Source organism: Pimelobacter simplex (genome assembly GCF_900114845.1).
In the GTDB taxonomy this organism is placed as follows: domain Bacteria; phylum Actinomycetota; class Actinomycetes; order Propionibacteriales; family Nocardioidaceae; genus Nocardioides; species Nocardioides simplex.
This window is the reverse complement of record NZ_FOUK01000003.1, coordinates 627,756-639,910: the sequence shown is the minus strand read 5'-3', so window position 1 is coordinate 639,910 and position 12,155 is coordinate 627,756. Positions and strand designations below refer to the sequence as shown.

16 protein-coding genes are annotated in these 12,155 nt (G+C 74.8%); 7 read left to right on the top strand and 9 right to left on the bottom strand.

Annotated features, from left to right (window positions below):
* Nucleotides 1–24: 24 nt before the first annotated feature.
* Together BM223_RS15885 and BM223_RS15880 are read left to right on the top strand one after the other, a co-directional pair.
* Nucleotides 25–456 (top strand): RidA family protein, encoded by a 432-nt coding sequence (locus BM223_RS15885; protein ID WP_038684607.1) that lies wholly within the window; start codon nucleotides 25–27, stop codon nucleotides 454–456.
* 94 nt (nucleotides 457–550) lie between these two features.
* A complete protein-coding gene (locus BM223_RS15880) occupies nucleotides 551–1,513 on the top strand; it encodes an AraC family transcriptional regulator (RefSeq protein WP_052138750.1) in 963 nt (320 codons plus the stop codon).
* On the opposite strand, the gene BM223_RS15875 is transcribed toward BM223_RS15880, so the two are convergent.
* Together BM223_RS15875 and BM223_RS15870 are read right to left on the bottom strand one after the other, a co-directional pair.
* On the bottom strand, nucleotides 1,510–2,625 hold the full coding sequence (locus tag BM223_RS15875; RefSeq protein ID WP_038679641.1) for an LLM class flavin-dependent oxidoreductase: 1,116 nt from the start codon (nucleotides 2,623–2,625) through the stop codon (nucleotides 1,510–1,512). The two genes, BM223_RS15880 and BM223_RS15875, sit on opposite strands and share 4 nt — an antisense overlap.
* A gap of 30 nt (nucleotides 2,626–2,655) precedes the next feature.
* Nucleotides 2,656–3,135, bottom strand: a complete 480-nt coding sequence (locus tag BM223_RS15870) for a flavin reductase family protein (RefSeq protein WP_038684605.1) — start codon at nucleotides 3,133–3,135, stop codon at nucleotides 2,656–2,658.
* A gap of 129 nt (nucleotides 3,136–3,264) precedes the next feature.
* On the opposite strand from BM223_RS15870, the gene BM223_RS15865 reads away from it, so the two are divergent.
* The 3 genes from BM223_RS15865 to BM223_RS15855 all read left to right on the top strand — a co-directional run bounded on the left by BM223_RS15865 (nucleotide 3,265) and on the right by BM223_RS15855 (nucleotide 5,084).
* A complete protein-coding gene (locus BM223_RS15865; protein ID WP_052138748.1) occupies nucleotides 3,265–4,263 on the top strand; it encodes an AraC family transcriptional regulator in 999 nt (332 codons plus the stop codon).
* 145 nt (nucleotides 4,264–4,408) lie between these two features.
* Complete coding sequence (locus BM223_RS15860; RefSeq protein WP_052138747.1) at nucleotides 4,409–4,732, top strand: GatB/YqeY domain-containing protein; 324 nt, start codon at nucleotides 4,409–4,411, stop codon at nucleotides 4,730–4,732.
* Between the two features lie 10 nt (nucleotides 4,733–4,742).
* Nucleotides 4,743–5,084: a DUF1801 domain-containing protein gene (locus tag BM223_RS15855; protein ID WP_038679639.1), complete on the top strand. Its 342-nt coding sequence runs from the start codon at nucleotides 4,743–4,745 to the stop codon at nucleotides 5,082–5,084.
* Between the two features lie 31 nt (nucleotides 5,085–5,115).
* Here the strand turns inward: BM223_RS15855 and BM223_RS15850 are convergent, their stop codons facing one another.
* From BM223_RS15850 to BM223_RS15830, 5 genes are all read right to left on the bottom strand, one after another.
* On the bottom strand, nucleotides 5,116–5,913 hold the full coding sequence (locus BM223_RS15850; RefSeq protein ID WP_038679637.1) for an endonuclease/exonuclease/phosphatase family protein: 798 nt from the start codon (nucleotides 5,911–5,913) through the stop codon (nucleotides 5,116–5,118).
* Between the two features lie 10 nt (nucleotides 5,914–5,923).
* Nucleotides 5,924–6,586: an enoyl-CoA hydratase-related protein gene (locus tag BM223_RS15845; RefSeq protein WP_038679635.1), complete on the bottom strand. Its 663-nt coding sequence runs from the start codon at nucleotides 6,584–6,586 to the stop codon at nucleotides 5,924–5,926.
* On the bottom strand, nucleotides 6,583–7,212 hold the full coding sequence (locus BM223_RS15840; protein WP_038679633.1) for a TetR/AcrR family transcriptional regulator: 630 nt from the start codon (nucleotides 7,210–7,212) through the stop codon (nucleotides 6,583–6,585). The genes BM223_RS15845 and BM223_RS15840 overlap by 4 nt, the downstream gene beginning before the upstream one ends.
* A gap of 223 nt (nucleotides 7,213–7,435) precedes the next feature.
* Nucleotides 7,436–7,690, bottom strand: coding sequence for a hypothetical protein (locus tag BM223_RS15835; RefSeq protein WP_038679631.1), 255 nt, complete (start codon nucleotides 7,688–7,690; stop codon nucleotides 7,436–7,438).
* A gap of 64 nt (nucleotides 7,691–7,754) precedes the next feature.
* Complete coding sequence (locus BM223_RS15830; protein ID WP_038679630.1) at nucleotides 7,755–8,243, bottom strand: DUF6194 family protein; 489 nt, start codon at nucleotides 8,241–8,243, stop codon at nucleotides 7,755–7,757.
* 37 nt (nucleotides 8,244–8,280) lie between these two features.
* On the opposite strand from BM223_RS15830, the gene BM223_RS15825 reads away from it, so the two are divergent.
* The gene (locus BM223_RS15825; protein WP_038679628.1) at nucleotides 8,281–8,991 is read left to right on the top strand and encodes a MerR family transcriptional regulator; all 711 of its coding nucleotides are present in this window, start codon (nucleotides 8,281–8,283) and stop codon (nucleotides 8,989–8,991) included.
* 264 nt (nucleotides 8,992–9,255) lie between these two features.
* On the opposite strand, the gene BM223_RS15820 is transcribed toward BM223_RS15825, so the two are convergent.
* Complete coding sequence (locus BM223_RS15820) at nucleotides 9,256–9,720, bottom strand: GNAT family N-acetyltransferase (protein ID WP_038679626.1); 465 nt, start codon at nucleotides 9,718–9,720, stop codon at nucleotides 9,256–9,258.
* 112 nt (nucleotides 9,721–9,832) lie between these two features.
* Between BM223_RS15820 and BM223_RS15815 the strand changes: the two genes are divergently transcribed.
* Nucleotides 9,833–11,152: an MFS transporter gene (locus BM223_RS15815; protein WP_038684599.1), complete on the top strand. Its 1,320-nt coding sequence runs from the start codon at nucleotides 9,833–9,835 to the stop codon at nucleotides 11,150–11,152.
* Here the strand turns inward: BM223_RS15815 and BM223_RS29080 are convergent.
* The gene (locus BM223_RS29080; RefSeq protein ID WP_038679624.1) at nucleotides 11,123–12,139 is read right to left on the bottom strand and encodes an Lrp/AsnC family transcriptional regulator; all 1,017 of its coding nucleotides are present in this window, start codon (nucleotides 12,137–12,139) and stop codon (nucleotides 11,123–11,125) included. The two genes, BM223_RS15815 and BM223_RS29080, sit on opposite strands and share 30 nt — an antisense overlap.
* Between the last annotated feature and the right edge of the window lie 16 nt (nucleotides 12,140–12,155).

Below are 12,155 nucleotides of genomic sequence, written 5' to 3'. Positions count from 1 at the left end.
CAATAGATTGCTACGGTGGCGATCATGTCCATCGATCTCACGCCCCTGGCCGTCAACCCGGCCGCCCTGCCCGTCCCGAGCGGCTTCTCGCACGGCACGCTGAGCGGCAACACGCTCTACCTGGGCGGGCAGACCGCGCTCGACAAGGAGATGCGGATCGTGCCGGGCGGCATCGTCGAGCAGTTCCGGCAGGCCTTCGGCAACGTGCTCGCGACGGTGCGCGAGGCCGGCGGCGTGCCCGAGGACCTGGTGAGCATCACGATCTTCCTCACCGACATCCCCGACTACCAGGCCCACGGCCGCGAGATCGGCCGGGTCTGGCGCGAGCTGGCCGGCCCGGTCTACCCGGCGATGGCCGGCATCGGCACGACCGGCCTGTGGCAGCCCGAGGCGCTCATCGAGATCATGGGCGTCGCGGTGATCCCCGACGAGCGGCTGGTCCGACCCGCGTCCTGATCGGCGCATTCGCGCCCACGGACGAGCGTGGATCCGTTGACATGTCACGGGTCCAGGTGCGCCAATGGGGGCAGCAACTCACAGGAGTGTTCCGATGCCCACGACTCTTCTCTCCCGCCACCCGCAGATCGCGACCGCCGACCCGGAGCAGGCGCGGGACGAGGTCGCGCGCCGGTTCTGCCCCCACCGCCTCGAGCTGACCCGTCGTACGGGGCGGCTCGACATGCTCCACAACGCCGCGGCGATCGGGCCCGACGTGACCCTCAACTACCTGCGCTACGGCGACGAGGTGCGGATCACGCCGGGTCGGTTCGACGACTTCTTCCTGGTCCAGGTGCCGATCTCGGGCTCGGCGCGGGTCAAGGTCGGCGACCGGGTCGTCGCCTCCGACCGGGTCCGCGGGTCGCTCGGCTCGCCGACCGAGCCGGTCGACATGGTCTGGAGCGACGGCTGCGAGCAGCTCCTCGTCTACCTGCGCCGCCAGGCGGTCGAGGAGCTCGCCGGCGGTGCCGACGACCCGCGGCCGGTGGTCTTCGACCCCTCCATGTACCTCGAGACGCCGTCCCTGCGGGCCTGGCTGCGCCTGGTCCACCTCGCGCTCGACGACATCGAGGCCGGGGGAGCTCTCTTCCGCTCGCCGCTGGCCGCGACCCACTTCGAGCAGACGCTGATCTCGGGCCTGCTCGCCGCGCAGCCCAACTCCAGCAACGAGGCGCCCCGCGAGCCGGCCGCCGGCTCCCGCGTGGTCCGCACCGTGATGGGCCTGATCGACGCCGAGCCCGAGCGGGCCTGGCGGCTGGCCGAGCTGGCCGGCGAGGCCGGCGTCTCGGCGCGCACGCTCCAAGAGGCGTTCCAGCGCGAGCTGGGCTCCAGCCCGCTCGAGCAGCTGCGCCGGACCCGCATGGAGCGGGCCCGGCGCGACCTGGTCGAGGCCGACCCGGTGCACACGTCGGTGACCGACATCGCCGCGCGGTGGGGCTTCTTCCACCTCGGGCGGTTCTCGCAGTCCTACCGCGCGATGTACCAGGAGCTCCCGTCCCAGACCCTTGCCGGCTAGGTCGTCTTCTCGTGCGCGAGCTCGGGGCGCAGGCCCTTGTCGACCAGGCGCGGCATGACCTCCTGGGCGAAGTAGTCGAGCTCCCCGACGTAGTCCACGAACGCCATCGTGATGCCGCCGAAGCCGGCCTTGGCGAAGCGCTCGATCTCGTCGGCGACGTCGTCCGGCGTGCCGATCAGCGGGCAGGTGCCGTGCCCGGCGGCGAACCGGCTGCGGAAGCCGGCCAGCATCTCCGGGGTGAACGACTGCGCGTGCAGGCCCTGCAGGCGCATCAGGTTGTCGACCGCGTCCCAGTCGGCGTTCTCGACCGCGTAGTAGTGCAGGAACTCCTCGGCCTCGGCGCGGGTGGGACGGCACACGACGTGCGTCGGCGTCAGGACGCCCGACGTGCGGCCCTGGACGCTCGCCTCGGCGCGCACCTGGGTGACGACGTCGGCGCCGTCCTCGGGGCCGCCGACGATGGTGAAGACGAAGTCGGCGTTGCGGGCGGCGTACGCGCGGCCCTGGGTGCTCGACCCGGCGTTGAGGATCGGCAGCCGGCCGGCCGCGGGCTTGGGCTCGGCCTCGACCCCCTTGAGGTCCCAGAACCGGCCGGGCAGGTCGTAGCGGCCCTCGCGCGACCACAGCGTGCCGAGCGCGTCGACCCACTCCTGGGCCAGCGCGTAGCGGGAGTCGTGGTCCTGCGGCAGGTCGACGCCCATCGCCTCGTACTCGGGCTGGTTCCAGCCGGCCACGACGTTGACGCCCACCCGGCCCGGCGCCATCTGGTCGATGGTGGCGAGCTGCTTGGCGGTCACGACGGGGTGGTTGAACGCGGTGTGGACCGTCGCGAACGCGGTGAGCCGCTCGGTGTGGGCCAGGATCGCGGTCGCCCAGGGGATCGGCTCGAGCACGCTCTCGTGGAAGTTGGTCGTGCCGCCGTACCCGATCCAGCGGGCGATCGGCAGCATGAAGTCGATGCCGACCTCGTCGGCCAGCCGGGCCAGGGCGAGGTTGTCCTCCCACGACGCCGACCAGCGCTCGGGGATGGTGGTGACCGCGAGGCCGCCGGAGCAGTTCGACGAGAAGAGTCCGAGGCGGAAGTGGTCGGCCTCGACGATGGGGATGGTCATGCGGGGGTTCTCCTTCGGGTGGTGGGGACTTCAGCGCTGCAGGCAGAGGGGGACGGCGTCCGCCGCGGTGAGGATGACGACCTCGCCGACCAGGTACGTGTGGTCGCCGGCCGCGAACCGGTGCGCGGCACGGCACTCCAGGCGCAGTGCCACGGGCTCGTCGAGGACCGGCATGCCGTCGAGGCCGGGCTGCCACGCCACGCCGGCGAAGCGGTCGGCCGAGGGGGTCGCGAAGTGCCGCATCAGCGGGCCCTGGTGCGCGGCCACCACGTGGACGACGTACCCGGGGGCGGCGAGCCAGTCGTCGACCTGGCTGGAGCGGTGGTCGATGCACCAGCCGACGAGCGGCGGCGCCAGCGAGGTCGCGTGGAAGCTGTTGACGGTCTTGCCGATCGGCCGGCCGTCGCGCCCGGTCGCGGTCACGACGGCCACGCCGGTGGGCCAGCGCGCCAGCTGCTCGCGGAGCATCGCCGGGCTCACCTCGGCTGTGGTCGGAGTCACACAGGTCATGGCGGTGATCGTGCGCACCGGCGGGCCGCGCTGCTATCCGGCCGAGGTCGCGCACTATCCGCCGACGGCGGCGCCGCCCTTCCCGGCAGCCGGGGTGCCGTGGCACCGTCGGCGGGGAGGGGGTGAGCCATGGCCGGAACCGTGATGCCGCTCGGCTCGTACGGCGTCCTGCGCACGACCGACGTCGACGACGCGCGGGCCTCCATCGCCGCCTCGCTCGCACCCCACCGGCTGACGCCCCTTGCCGGTGCCGGCGGCTTCCGGGCGCTCCACAACGCCGCCCACCTGGGCCGGCTGAGCGTCCACTACATCGACTACGGCGCCGAGGTCGAGGTCGCCGTCGACGGCATGGACTTCCAGCTCGTCCAGATCCCCCTGGCCGGCCGGACCACCATCAGCTGCGGCCGCGAGCACGTCGTCGCGACCCAGCGGACCGCGGCCGTGACCGCGGTCGGCGAGTCGGTCCGGATGCGCTACTCGGCCGGCAACCCGCGACTCATGGTCCGGATCGGCGCGGCCCTCCTGCACGACCGGCTCGCACTCGCCGAGCGGGTCGGCGCGGTGCCGTCCCCTGCGCCGGGGGTCGCGGCGACCTTCGACCTCACCCAGGGCCGAGGCCGGTCCTGGCGCGGGATGCTCGACGTCCTGCTCGCCGACCTCGAGCGCGAGAGCGGGCTGACCGCCGTCCCGCTGGCGGCGGGGGCGCTCGAGGTCGCCCTCGTCGACGGCCTCATCGCCAGCCTGGCCGCCGACCCCGCCGGGGCCGGGGCCGCGGCCGGGGCGGCGGGGCCGGTGACGACCCCCCACGAGCGGGTGGTCAAGCGCGCCGCCCAGCTCATCGAGGACCATTGCGCCGAGCCGCTCGGCACCGCCGACGTCGCCGAGGCCGTCGGGCTGAGCGTCCGGGTGCTGCGCGCCGGCTTCCAGGAGCACTTCGCGACCACCCCGATGGCCTACCTGCGCCACGCCCGGCTCCGGCGGGTCCGCGACGACCTCAGCGACGGCACCGCCGCCTCGGTCACCGAGGCCGCCCTGCGCTGGGGCGTCACCCACCTGGGCCGGCTCTCCGGCGACTACCGGGCCATCTTCGGCGAGACGCCGAGCGAGACGTTGCAGCGGGCGCGCTGATCGCCGGGGTGCGGCGGGAGTTTCGCCGGTCGACCGGCGAAACTCACACTTGACCGATGAAGTTCCGTCGGTCAAGAGCCAGTTTCGCCGGTCGACCGGCGAAACTCCCGCGCCGCTCAGCCCCCGCGCCGCCTACGGTGGAGCGATGAGCGACCTCGCCGACCGGCTTCGCGCCGACCTGACCACCGCCCTCCGCGCCCGCGACCGGACGCGCGCCAGCGTGCTGCGCACGGTCCTCGGCGCGATCGCGAACGCCGAGGCGGTCCCCGTCCCGCAGGCCGCGCCGCCGTTGGCCGAGGGCGTCATCGCCGGTGCCGTGGTCGGGCTCGGTGCCGCCGAGGTGCCGCGTCGCGACCTCGGTGAGGACGACGTGCGGGCCATCGTCGTCGCCGAGCGCGACGACCTGCTCGCCCACGGCATGACCGCCGAGGCGGCGCTGCTGGCGGAGTACCTGAGCGTGGCTGAGTAGGGTCGGCCGTATGAGTGCTGACTGGCGCAGCGACCTGGTCGACGAGCTGCGGACCCTGATCGTGCAGGCCGAGCCCGACGTCGTCGAGGAGGCCAAGTGGAAGAAGGCCTCCAACCCCGACGGCGTCCCGACGTTCTCGGCCGACGGGCTGATCTGCACGGTCGAGACCTACAAGGACAAGGTGAAGGTCACCTTCGCCAAGGGTGCCGCGCTCGGTGACCCGACCGGGCTGTTCAACGCGAGCCTCGACGCCGGCACCCGCCGCGCGGTCGACGTCTTCGAGGGCGAGCAGCTCGACGGCGACGCGTTCGTCGCGCTGGTGCGCGAGGCGGTCGCGCTCAACCGGTCCTGACCGTCCGTCGCGGGCGAGGTCGCCGCGGCGCTCAGAGGGTGAGCGCGAGGATCCGGTGGTCGGAGACCTCCGGTGCCTCCAGGACGGCGAAGTCCACGACCGCGCCGGGGTCCGAGACGAGCAGGTAGCCCGCGTGCCGCACCGGCTTGGGGTACGCCGCGGTCCGGGTGTCCGCCGTGCCGACCAGGTCGATCAGGCCCACCTCGCGGAGCACCCCGAATGTCGCGCTGTCGGGCAGCAGGTTGAGGTCGCCCGCGACGACCACGAGGTCGCCGTCGGCCCGGGTGTCCTCGACGAACGCCGCGAGCCGCTCGGCCTGCGCCTGCCGCGCCGGGGTGTCGCCCTTGCCGGCGCTGTCGCGCAGCCCGTGGAGCTGGACGACGCACACCGTGCGACCGGGCACGACCGGGTCGGCGACCCGGAGTCCCTGCACTGCGCGCGGCCGCTCGCTGACCGCCCACTCGTCGTGGTCGGTGAACTCGCCGTGCACGAAGCCCTCGGCGGTCCCGAGCAGGGGCACCTGCGGGGCGACGAAGGTGCCGAGCCCGAAGTCCTGGTGGTGGCGCCGGCCGTGGGCGTCGGTGACCGGGCCGGCGTCGCTGGCGACGAAGAGGGCGGTGTGGTCGGGGAGCAGGGCGCGCACGTCGTCGTACAGGTTGGCGCGCTGGGGGAGGGAGCGGTCGGCGTCCTCGAACGACGTCCAGCCGCCGAGGTCCGCGGTCCGGGTGACCTCCTGGAGGCAGACGACGTCGGCCTTGCTCGCCGGCAGCCAGGCGGCCAGGTCGTCGAAGCGGGCACCGCCCCAGGCGTTGACCGAGACGATGTGCACGGGAGCTCTCCTAGGTCTGCGGCTGCTCGTGGCGCAGGGCGCGCGCGGCGTCGGCGTACATCGTCGACTTGATGGCGCCGAGTGTAGGGGCGTCCTTGCCGGCCAGCGGCGCGACCCTCGCGACGGCGTCGGCGAGGAGCCGGTCGTCGGTGGCGGTCGCGTCGACGAGGCCGATCGCCTCGGCCTCGGCCCCGCCGTAGCGCCGGCCGGTCGCCATCGAGTCGAGTGCCGCGCGCGGCGTCAGCTTGGCCTGGATCAGCGCCGCCATGCCGGGCGTGAACGGGATCCGGATGTCGACCTCGGGGAAGCAGAAGTAGCCCCGGTCGGCCCGCATCACGCGCCAGTCGTGGGCCATGGCGAGCATCGCGCCGGCGCCGAAGGCGTGCCCGTTGACGGCCGCCACGGTCGGCACCGGCAGCGTCAGGAACCGCGCGAGCAGCGCCTCGACGCGCGCCGAGTAGGGCCCCAGCTCGTCGGGGTTGGCGAGCACCCAGTCGAGGTCGAGGCCGTTGGAGAAGAACTTGCCCTCGGCGACCGTCACCAGGGGCGCCGGCGCGGCCTCGACATGGTCGAGCGCCTCGTCGATCGCGGTCAGCAGGTCGGCGGTGAAGCGGTTCTCGGTGGCGCCGATCGTGAGGACGTGGACGCCGTCGTGCTCGGTCAGGATGCTCATGGATGTCTCCTCTGGGTGCGGGTGGGCGGCGGGTCGAGGGGGAGAGCGAGGATCGCCCGGACGGCGGCCTCGATGCGGCGCTCGGCAGCGGCGTCGACGGCCCGGTGCTCGAGCAGGGCGCGCCGGACGACTCCGCCGGGCACGTCGACGACGCACGTGGCGACCGCCGCGACGGCGTGGCGGTCGTGGCGGCCCCAGACGCCGTCGGCGAGCCGGGCGAGCAGCGCGGTGAGCTGTCGGCGGTCAGCGGCCAGGGCGTCGGTGAGTGCGCGGGGGAGGTCGGCGGTGAAGAGCTGGTCGCTGCGCTGGGCGAAGAACAGCTGCGCACTCGCCGGGTGCGCCCGGGTGAACCGGACGGGCGCCAGCGCGGCCGCGACGACCGCCTCGACGCCGGCGGTCGCCTCGGTGGCCACGCTCAGCAGGCTCCCGAGCCGATCGGTCGCCCGCAGCCAGAGCCGCGCCAGCAGCTCCTCGCGGGAGCCGAACGCGTGGTAGATCGTCCCGTTCGACGCGCCGGCGCTCGCCGCGAGCGCCCGCAGCGTGAGGCCCGCGGGGTCACCGCTGGTGACGAGCTGCTCGGCGACGTCGAGCAGGTCGTCGACCGAGTGCAGGCGCTGGCGGGGCATGTGCCCAGCATAGTGGAGCGTTCGCTCTAGAACGAGGGCGGTGTCGTCGCGCCTCCGCCGTCGCGCCGACCGGGAGGCCTAGCCTGGGCGCGTGGCCGACCTGACCGAACCCTGTCCCGCCTGCGGCACCCTGATGCGCTGGGAGACGTCCCACGAGCGCTGCGACGGCTGCGGCTACATCCGGCCGTGCTGCGAGGGCGCGCCCTGCAACTAGGTCGCCCGGCTAGTGGCGGCCCAGACCTCGGTAGAGCCGCAGCTCGCCCTGCAGCCGCTGGGGGAGCGGCGCGCCGGTCCGCTCGATCACCGCGGCATAGCCCTCGAGCGCGGCGATCAGGGAGTCGCGCAGCGGCTCGACCTCCTGGCGGGCACCACGCCGGCGGGCGTCCTCGAGACGTTCGCGCGCGGCGCTGACCTCCTGCTGGCAGGCGGCGAGAAGGGCGCGGTCGTCGCGCTGGTCCGGTCGGTCTGCCGTTGACATCTGCTCGCTCCGCGCCCGCCCGGTCGGGCCGGCGCCGGGATGCGCAGGGCTGACGGGGCGAGACTCACTCTACGCCGCCCGCCGGGTCGGGCAGGGGGATTCGGGGACGCCGCTCCGTCCGCCGTACGGCGTCCGCGTGTGCCTGGCGCAGCAGCCGCGCCACGAGCGAGCGGGTGCGCTCGCCCGGGTTGACGACCGCGACCCAGCCCTGCGCGCCGTACACCGGGTGCGGCAGCACGACGTCGGCCGCAGCGTGGTCGGTGGGGTCGGCGCGGTCCGGGTCGCTCGCGAGCGCGGCCAGCGCCCCGCGCCCGGCATGGATGTTGAGCCGCCAGCGCCCGGGCGGGTCGAGCGCGCTGCCGGTGTCGTCGGGGTAGTCCTTCGTGACGACCGTGGCGAAGGGCTGCTCGCGCTCGGGGAGCCGGCCGTCCGGGGCGTAGTAGAAGAAGTGGTCGCCCCAGGCGAGCTCGGGGAAGGCGCTCCCGGGGCCGGGAGCGAGCTCGAGGACGCCGTCGAGGGAGCGGAGGGTCTGCAGGATCTGGTCCATACTCATGGTTCGAGCATGAGGTTGAAGTGCTGATGGAGGGTTGATGGCGGACCTCACGACGGCCGCCGTGGCCGCGGCGTCCGGCTACTCGGTCCAGCAGGTGCGCGACCTCGAGGCCCGGGGCGTGATCGCGCCGGCCGCGCGGGCCGCCAACGGCTACCGGCGGTTCACGGCGGACCACGTCCAGGACCTGCACGCCTACCGGGACCTCGCCGCCGCCGTCGGCCCCGTCGAGGCCCGCCGGGCGCTGCGGGAGGTACGCCGGCTCCCGGCCGGCGCCGCGACGGAGCTGGTCGGCCGGCTGCACGCCGGGCTCGTGGCCGAGCGCGAGCAGGCGCTCGCGGCTCGCGCGGCGCTGACCGCGATCGGCGCCGAGCCGGGCACCGACGCGCCGCCCGTCCCGGCCGACACGATGACCATCACCGAGCTCGCGCAGGCCCTCGGCGTGAAGGCCTCCACGCTCCGGTTCTGGGAGCAGGCCGGCCTGGTCGCGCCCGAGCGCGTCGCCACCCGGGCCGGTACGGCGCGCCGCTACCCCGTGCCCGCCGTCCGCGAGGCCCGCATCGCCGCGGCGCTGCGGGCCGGCGGCTACCGGATCCCCGACGTGCGCCGCGCGATCGCCGCCGTCCGCGACCTGGAGGACGTCAGCGACTCGGTCGCCGCCCTCGACGCCCGTCTCGACGCGATCGCGGGCCGTGCTCTCGCCCTGCTGCGGGCGGGCGCACGGCTCGCTGGGATCATCGCGGCGCCATGACCAGGTACGACGCCCGGCCGCTCGTGCGCGCGGACTGGGCCTGGGTGCAGGCGTGGTTCACGGACGCGACCCTCGATCGCGAGCTCGGCCCGCTCGACGAGGAGTGGCTCGAGCACGTCCTCGCCGACCAGGAGGGCGTCGAGCTCGTCGTCACTGACTGCGGCGGTGCGGCGGTCGCGCTCGTCGGCGTCGCCTGGGATCCCGACGGCGCGACGCACGGGATCACCGACCTCGCGGTCGATCCCGCGCGCACCGCTTCCACCGCTAGCTTGTCGGGGCCGGCTCCGCGAGCTCGAGGTGCACGATCGGGTAGGGCCGCCCGTCGCCGTCGAGGGGGCTCCGTCCGGTGACCCGGAACCCGCGGTGCTCGTAGAAGCCCAGTGCGCCGGGGTTCTGCTCGTTGACGTCGACCCGGGTGACGCCGTGCGCAGCGATCACCTCGGAGAGCAGGGCCGAGCCCACGCCGCCGCCGCGCGCGTCGTCGGACACGAACAGCATCTCCAGGCTGCCGTCGTGCACGCCCGCGAAGCCGACCGCGACGCCGTCGCGCTCGGCGACGACCAGCGTCACCGCGGGCAGGTAGTCGGTGGCCAGCGCGCCCTCGATCCGGGCGAAGTCGGCAGGCGCGAGGAAGTCGTGGGTGGCCTGGACCGCGCTGCGCCAGATCGCCACCAGTGCGGGGTGCTCCGCCGGGCCGGCGGTGGGACGGATGCGGAGCTCGGCTGTCATGGCGCCCACCGTAGGGGGAGCGGGAGTCGACTGACCACGGGATATCGGCGGCCCACCCTGACGGATTCCTGCATCCGCGGGCCCGGTGCCGATCGTCCTCTACGTTCGGCCCATGTCCGACGAGCTGCCCGCGCGGATCCGGCGGGGCTATGCGCTCGGCGGGGTCGCCTCCGGTGTCTACGGCACCGTGCCGTCCCTGCTGCTGATGCCCTACCTGACCGAGGAGCTCGGGGTCGGCGCGCTGCTGGCAGGGCTCGTCGTGTTCGCGCCCAAGGCGTGGGACTTCGTCTGCAACCCGCTGGCCGGCCGGGTCAGCGACCGGGTACGACGACACGACCGGCGCCGCCCGTTCCTCCTGGTCGCCGGGCCGCTCATGGGGGTCGGGCTGGCCTTCGTCTTCACCGGCCCCAGCACGCCCTTCCTGCTCGCGCTCGCCTGGGTGCTGGTCGCGAACCTGGCCGCGGCGACGGCGTACGCGTTCTTCCAGGTGCCCTACCTCGCGATGTCCGCCGAGGTGACCGGCGACTACGGCGTCCGCACCCAGATGATGGCCTGGCGGGTCGGCGTCGTGACGTCGGCGATCGCGGTCTCCGGGGTGGTCGCGCCGTGGCTGGCGACGACCGCGGGCGGCTACCGGGCGATGGGCGTGCTGTCGGGACTGGTCGTCGTCGGCGGCTCGCTGGCGGTGTGGTGGTGCACCCGGGGCGCGCCGGTGGTCCGCGCGGAGGCGGCCGGTGGCGGGCTGCGCGACCAGCTGCGCGTCGTCCTCGGTGACGTCCACGCCCGTCCGCTGGTCGCGGCGCTGGTGCTGCAGGCCGCGGGGACGAGCATGCTGCTCGCCGCCGTGGCGTACGCCGCGCGGGTGCTGCTCGGCGACGCCGCCACCGGCAGCTACCTGTTCGGCGCGTTCGTGGTGCCCGGTGTGCTGTCCGCGCCGCTGTGGGCGTGGGTCGGGCGCCGGCACGGCAAGCGCGGCGGGTACGTCATCGCCACGGCCGTGCTGGGCTGCGGTCTGGTCGCGATGGTCGGGGTGTGGACCGGCAGCCTGGCGTGGTGCCTGGTCTGGGCCGCTGTGACGGGCGCGGGGTACGCCGGCATCCAGGTCTTCCCGCTGGCGATGCTGCCCGACGTCGCCGCCCACGACGCCCGCACCACCGGGCGCAACCGGATCGGGCTGTTCTCCGGCGTGTGGGCCGGGTGTGAGCTGCTCGGCTTCGCGCTGGGCCCCGGGCTGCTCGGTGTGGTGCTCGCCCTCGGTGGCTACGAGGGCGGCCAGGACTCCTACGGCACGGCGGCGCGGCTCGCCGTCCTGGCGGGGACGTCGGTCGTGCCGGCCGCCCTGGTGCTGCTCAGCCTGCTCGCGATCCGCGCCTACCGGCTCGACGACGCCCTGCGGACGCCCTCACCCGTCGAGAGCGCGACGGCCTCGTGAGTCGAGCAGCTGCCCCTGGCGCTTGACCGGGCGCAGCACCGTCAGCCGGCTGCGGACCTGCCAGCCGGGGGCGAGCGCGGCGAGGTCGGCCTCGGTGCGCGGCAGGTGGGCGAGCGAGGCCAGCCGGACCCCGAGAGTCAGGTTTCCGGCCCCGACGGTCTGCACGCAGCGGTGCACCGGTCCGGCCGCAGCCAGCGCCCGGCCGGCGCGGTCGGGGTCGTCCGCCTCGACCTCCAGCAGGACGCCGCGGCCGAGTCCGGCGGCGGCCGTCGCGAGGTCGCAGCCGAGCTGGATCGCGCCCGAGCGCAGCGCCCGGTCGAGCCCGCGACGCACGGTCGGCTCGGAGCCACCGAGCCGCGTCGCGAGCTCCTGTGCGCTGAGCCGGGCGTCGTCCCCGAGCGCGGCGAGCAGGTCGTCGACCAGGGCCGAGCGCGGGGGAGGCGGAGCGGGCTGGTCGCGGCGCGGCAGCAGCGCCTGGCGCTGGGAGGCGGAGCAGACCCCGAGCCGCCACCCGGCGTCCTCGGCGTGGACGGCGGCGACCACCCGCCGCTCGACCACCTCGGAGACCGTGCCGCCGCACCGCGTCACCAGGTCGTCGACGCGCTCGCCGACCTCGGCCAGGCCGGAGCCGAGGACGACGACGCCCAGGTCCGCCGTCCCGGCGAGCAGGTCGACGGTGTGTGCCCACTCCGGCGCCGCCGCGCGCTGGGCGGCCTCGGCCGCGCTGCCGGGGGTGCAGCGCAGCAGCACCAACGTCGCGTCGAGGTACGGCGTGAGGCGGGCCGCCGACGGCCGGACCACCCACCAGGCCAGCCGCTCGTCGTGCAGCCGGCGCCAGCGGCGGGCGGCGGTCGCGGCGTCGATGTCGAGGACCGCGGCGATCGTCGTCCAGGGCGCCCGCGGGTTGACCTGGAGCGCGTCGATCAGCGCCAGGTCGAGCTCCGGCAGGATCTCGGGCTGACGGATCTCGTCGTCGAGGAGCGGCACGCTCCCATTCTTCCGT

What these genes read in the sequence shown, in the direction of transcription:
- BM223_RS15880 (WP_052138750.1), top strand. Translation starts at nt 551, where the DNA reads ATGCCCACGACTCTTCTCTCCCGCCACCCGCAGATCGCGACCGCCGAC.
- BM223_RS15885 (WP_038684607.1), top strand. Translation starts at nt 25, where the DNA reads ATGTCCATCGATCTCACGCCCCTGGCCGTCAACCCGGCCGCCCTGCCC.
- BM223_RS15820 (WP_038679626.1), bottom strand. Translation starts at nt 9,720, where the DNA reads ATGACAGCCGAGCTCCGCATCCGTCCCACCGCCGGCCCGGCGGAGCAC.
- BM223_RS15865 (WP_052138748.1), top strand. Translation starts at nt 3,265, where the DNA reads ATGGCCGGAACCGTGATGCCGCTCGGCTCGTACGGCGTCCTGCGCACG.
- BM223_RS15835 (WP_038679631.1), bottom strand. Translation starts at nt 7,690, where the DNA reads ATGTCAACGGCAGACCGACCGGACCAGCGCGACGACCGCGCCCTTCTC.
- BM223_RS15815 (WP_038684599.1), top strand. Translation starts at nt 9,833, where the DNA reads ATGTCCGACGAGCTGCCCGCGCGGATCCGGCGGGGCTATGCGCTCGGC.
- BM223_RS15855 (WP_038679639.1), top strand. Translation starts at nt 4,743, where the DNA reads ATGAGTGCTGACTGGCGCAGCGACCTGGTCGACGAGCTGCGGACCCTG.
- BM223_RS15875 (WP_038679641.1), bottom strand. Translation starts at nt 2,625, where the DNA reads ATGACCATCCCCATCGTCGAGGCCGACCACTTCCGCCTCGGACTCTTC.
- BM223_RS15840 (WP_038679633.1), bottom strand. Translation starts at nt 7,212, where the DNA reads ATGCCCCGCCAGCGCCTGCACTCGGTCGACGACCTGCTCGACGTCGCC.
- BM223_RS15825 (WP_038679628.1), top strand. Translation starts at nt 8,281, where the DNA reads ATGGCGGACCTCACGACGGCCGCCGTGGCCGCGGCGTCCGGCTACTCG.
- BM223_RS15830 (WP_038679630.1), bottom strand. Translation starts at nt 8,243, where the DNA reads ATGAGTATGGACCAGATCCTGCAGACCCTCCGCTCCCTCGACGGCGTC.
- BM223_RS15860 (WP_052138747.1), top strand. Translation starts at nt 4,409, where the DNA reads ATGAGCGACCTCGCCGACCGGCTTCGCGCCGACCTGACCACCGCCCTC.
- BM223_RS15870 (WP_038684605.1), bottom strand. Translation starts at nt 3,135, where the DNA reads ATGACCTGTGTGACTCCGACCACAGCCGAGGTGAGCCCGGCGATGCTC.
- BM223_RS15845 (WP_038679635.1), bottom strand. Translation starts at nt 6,586, where the DNA reads ATGAGCATCCTGACCGAGCACGACGGCGTCCACGTCCTCACGATCGGC.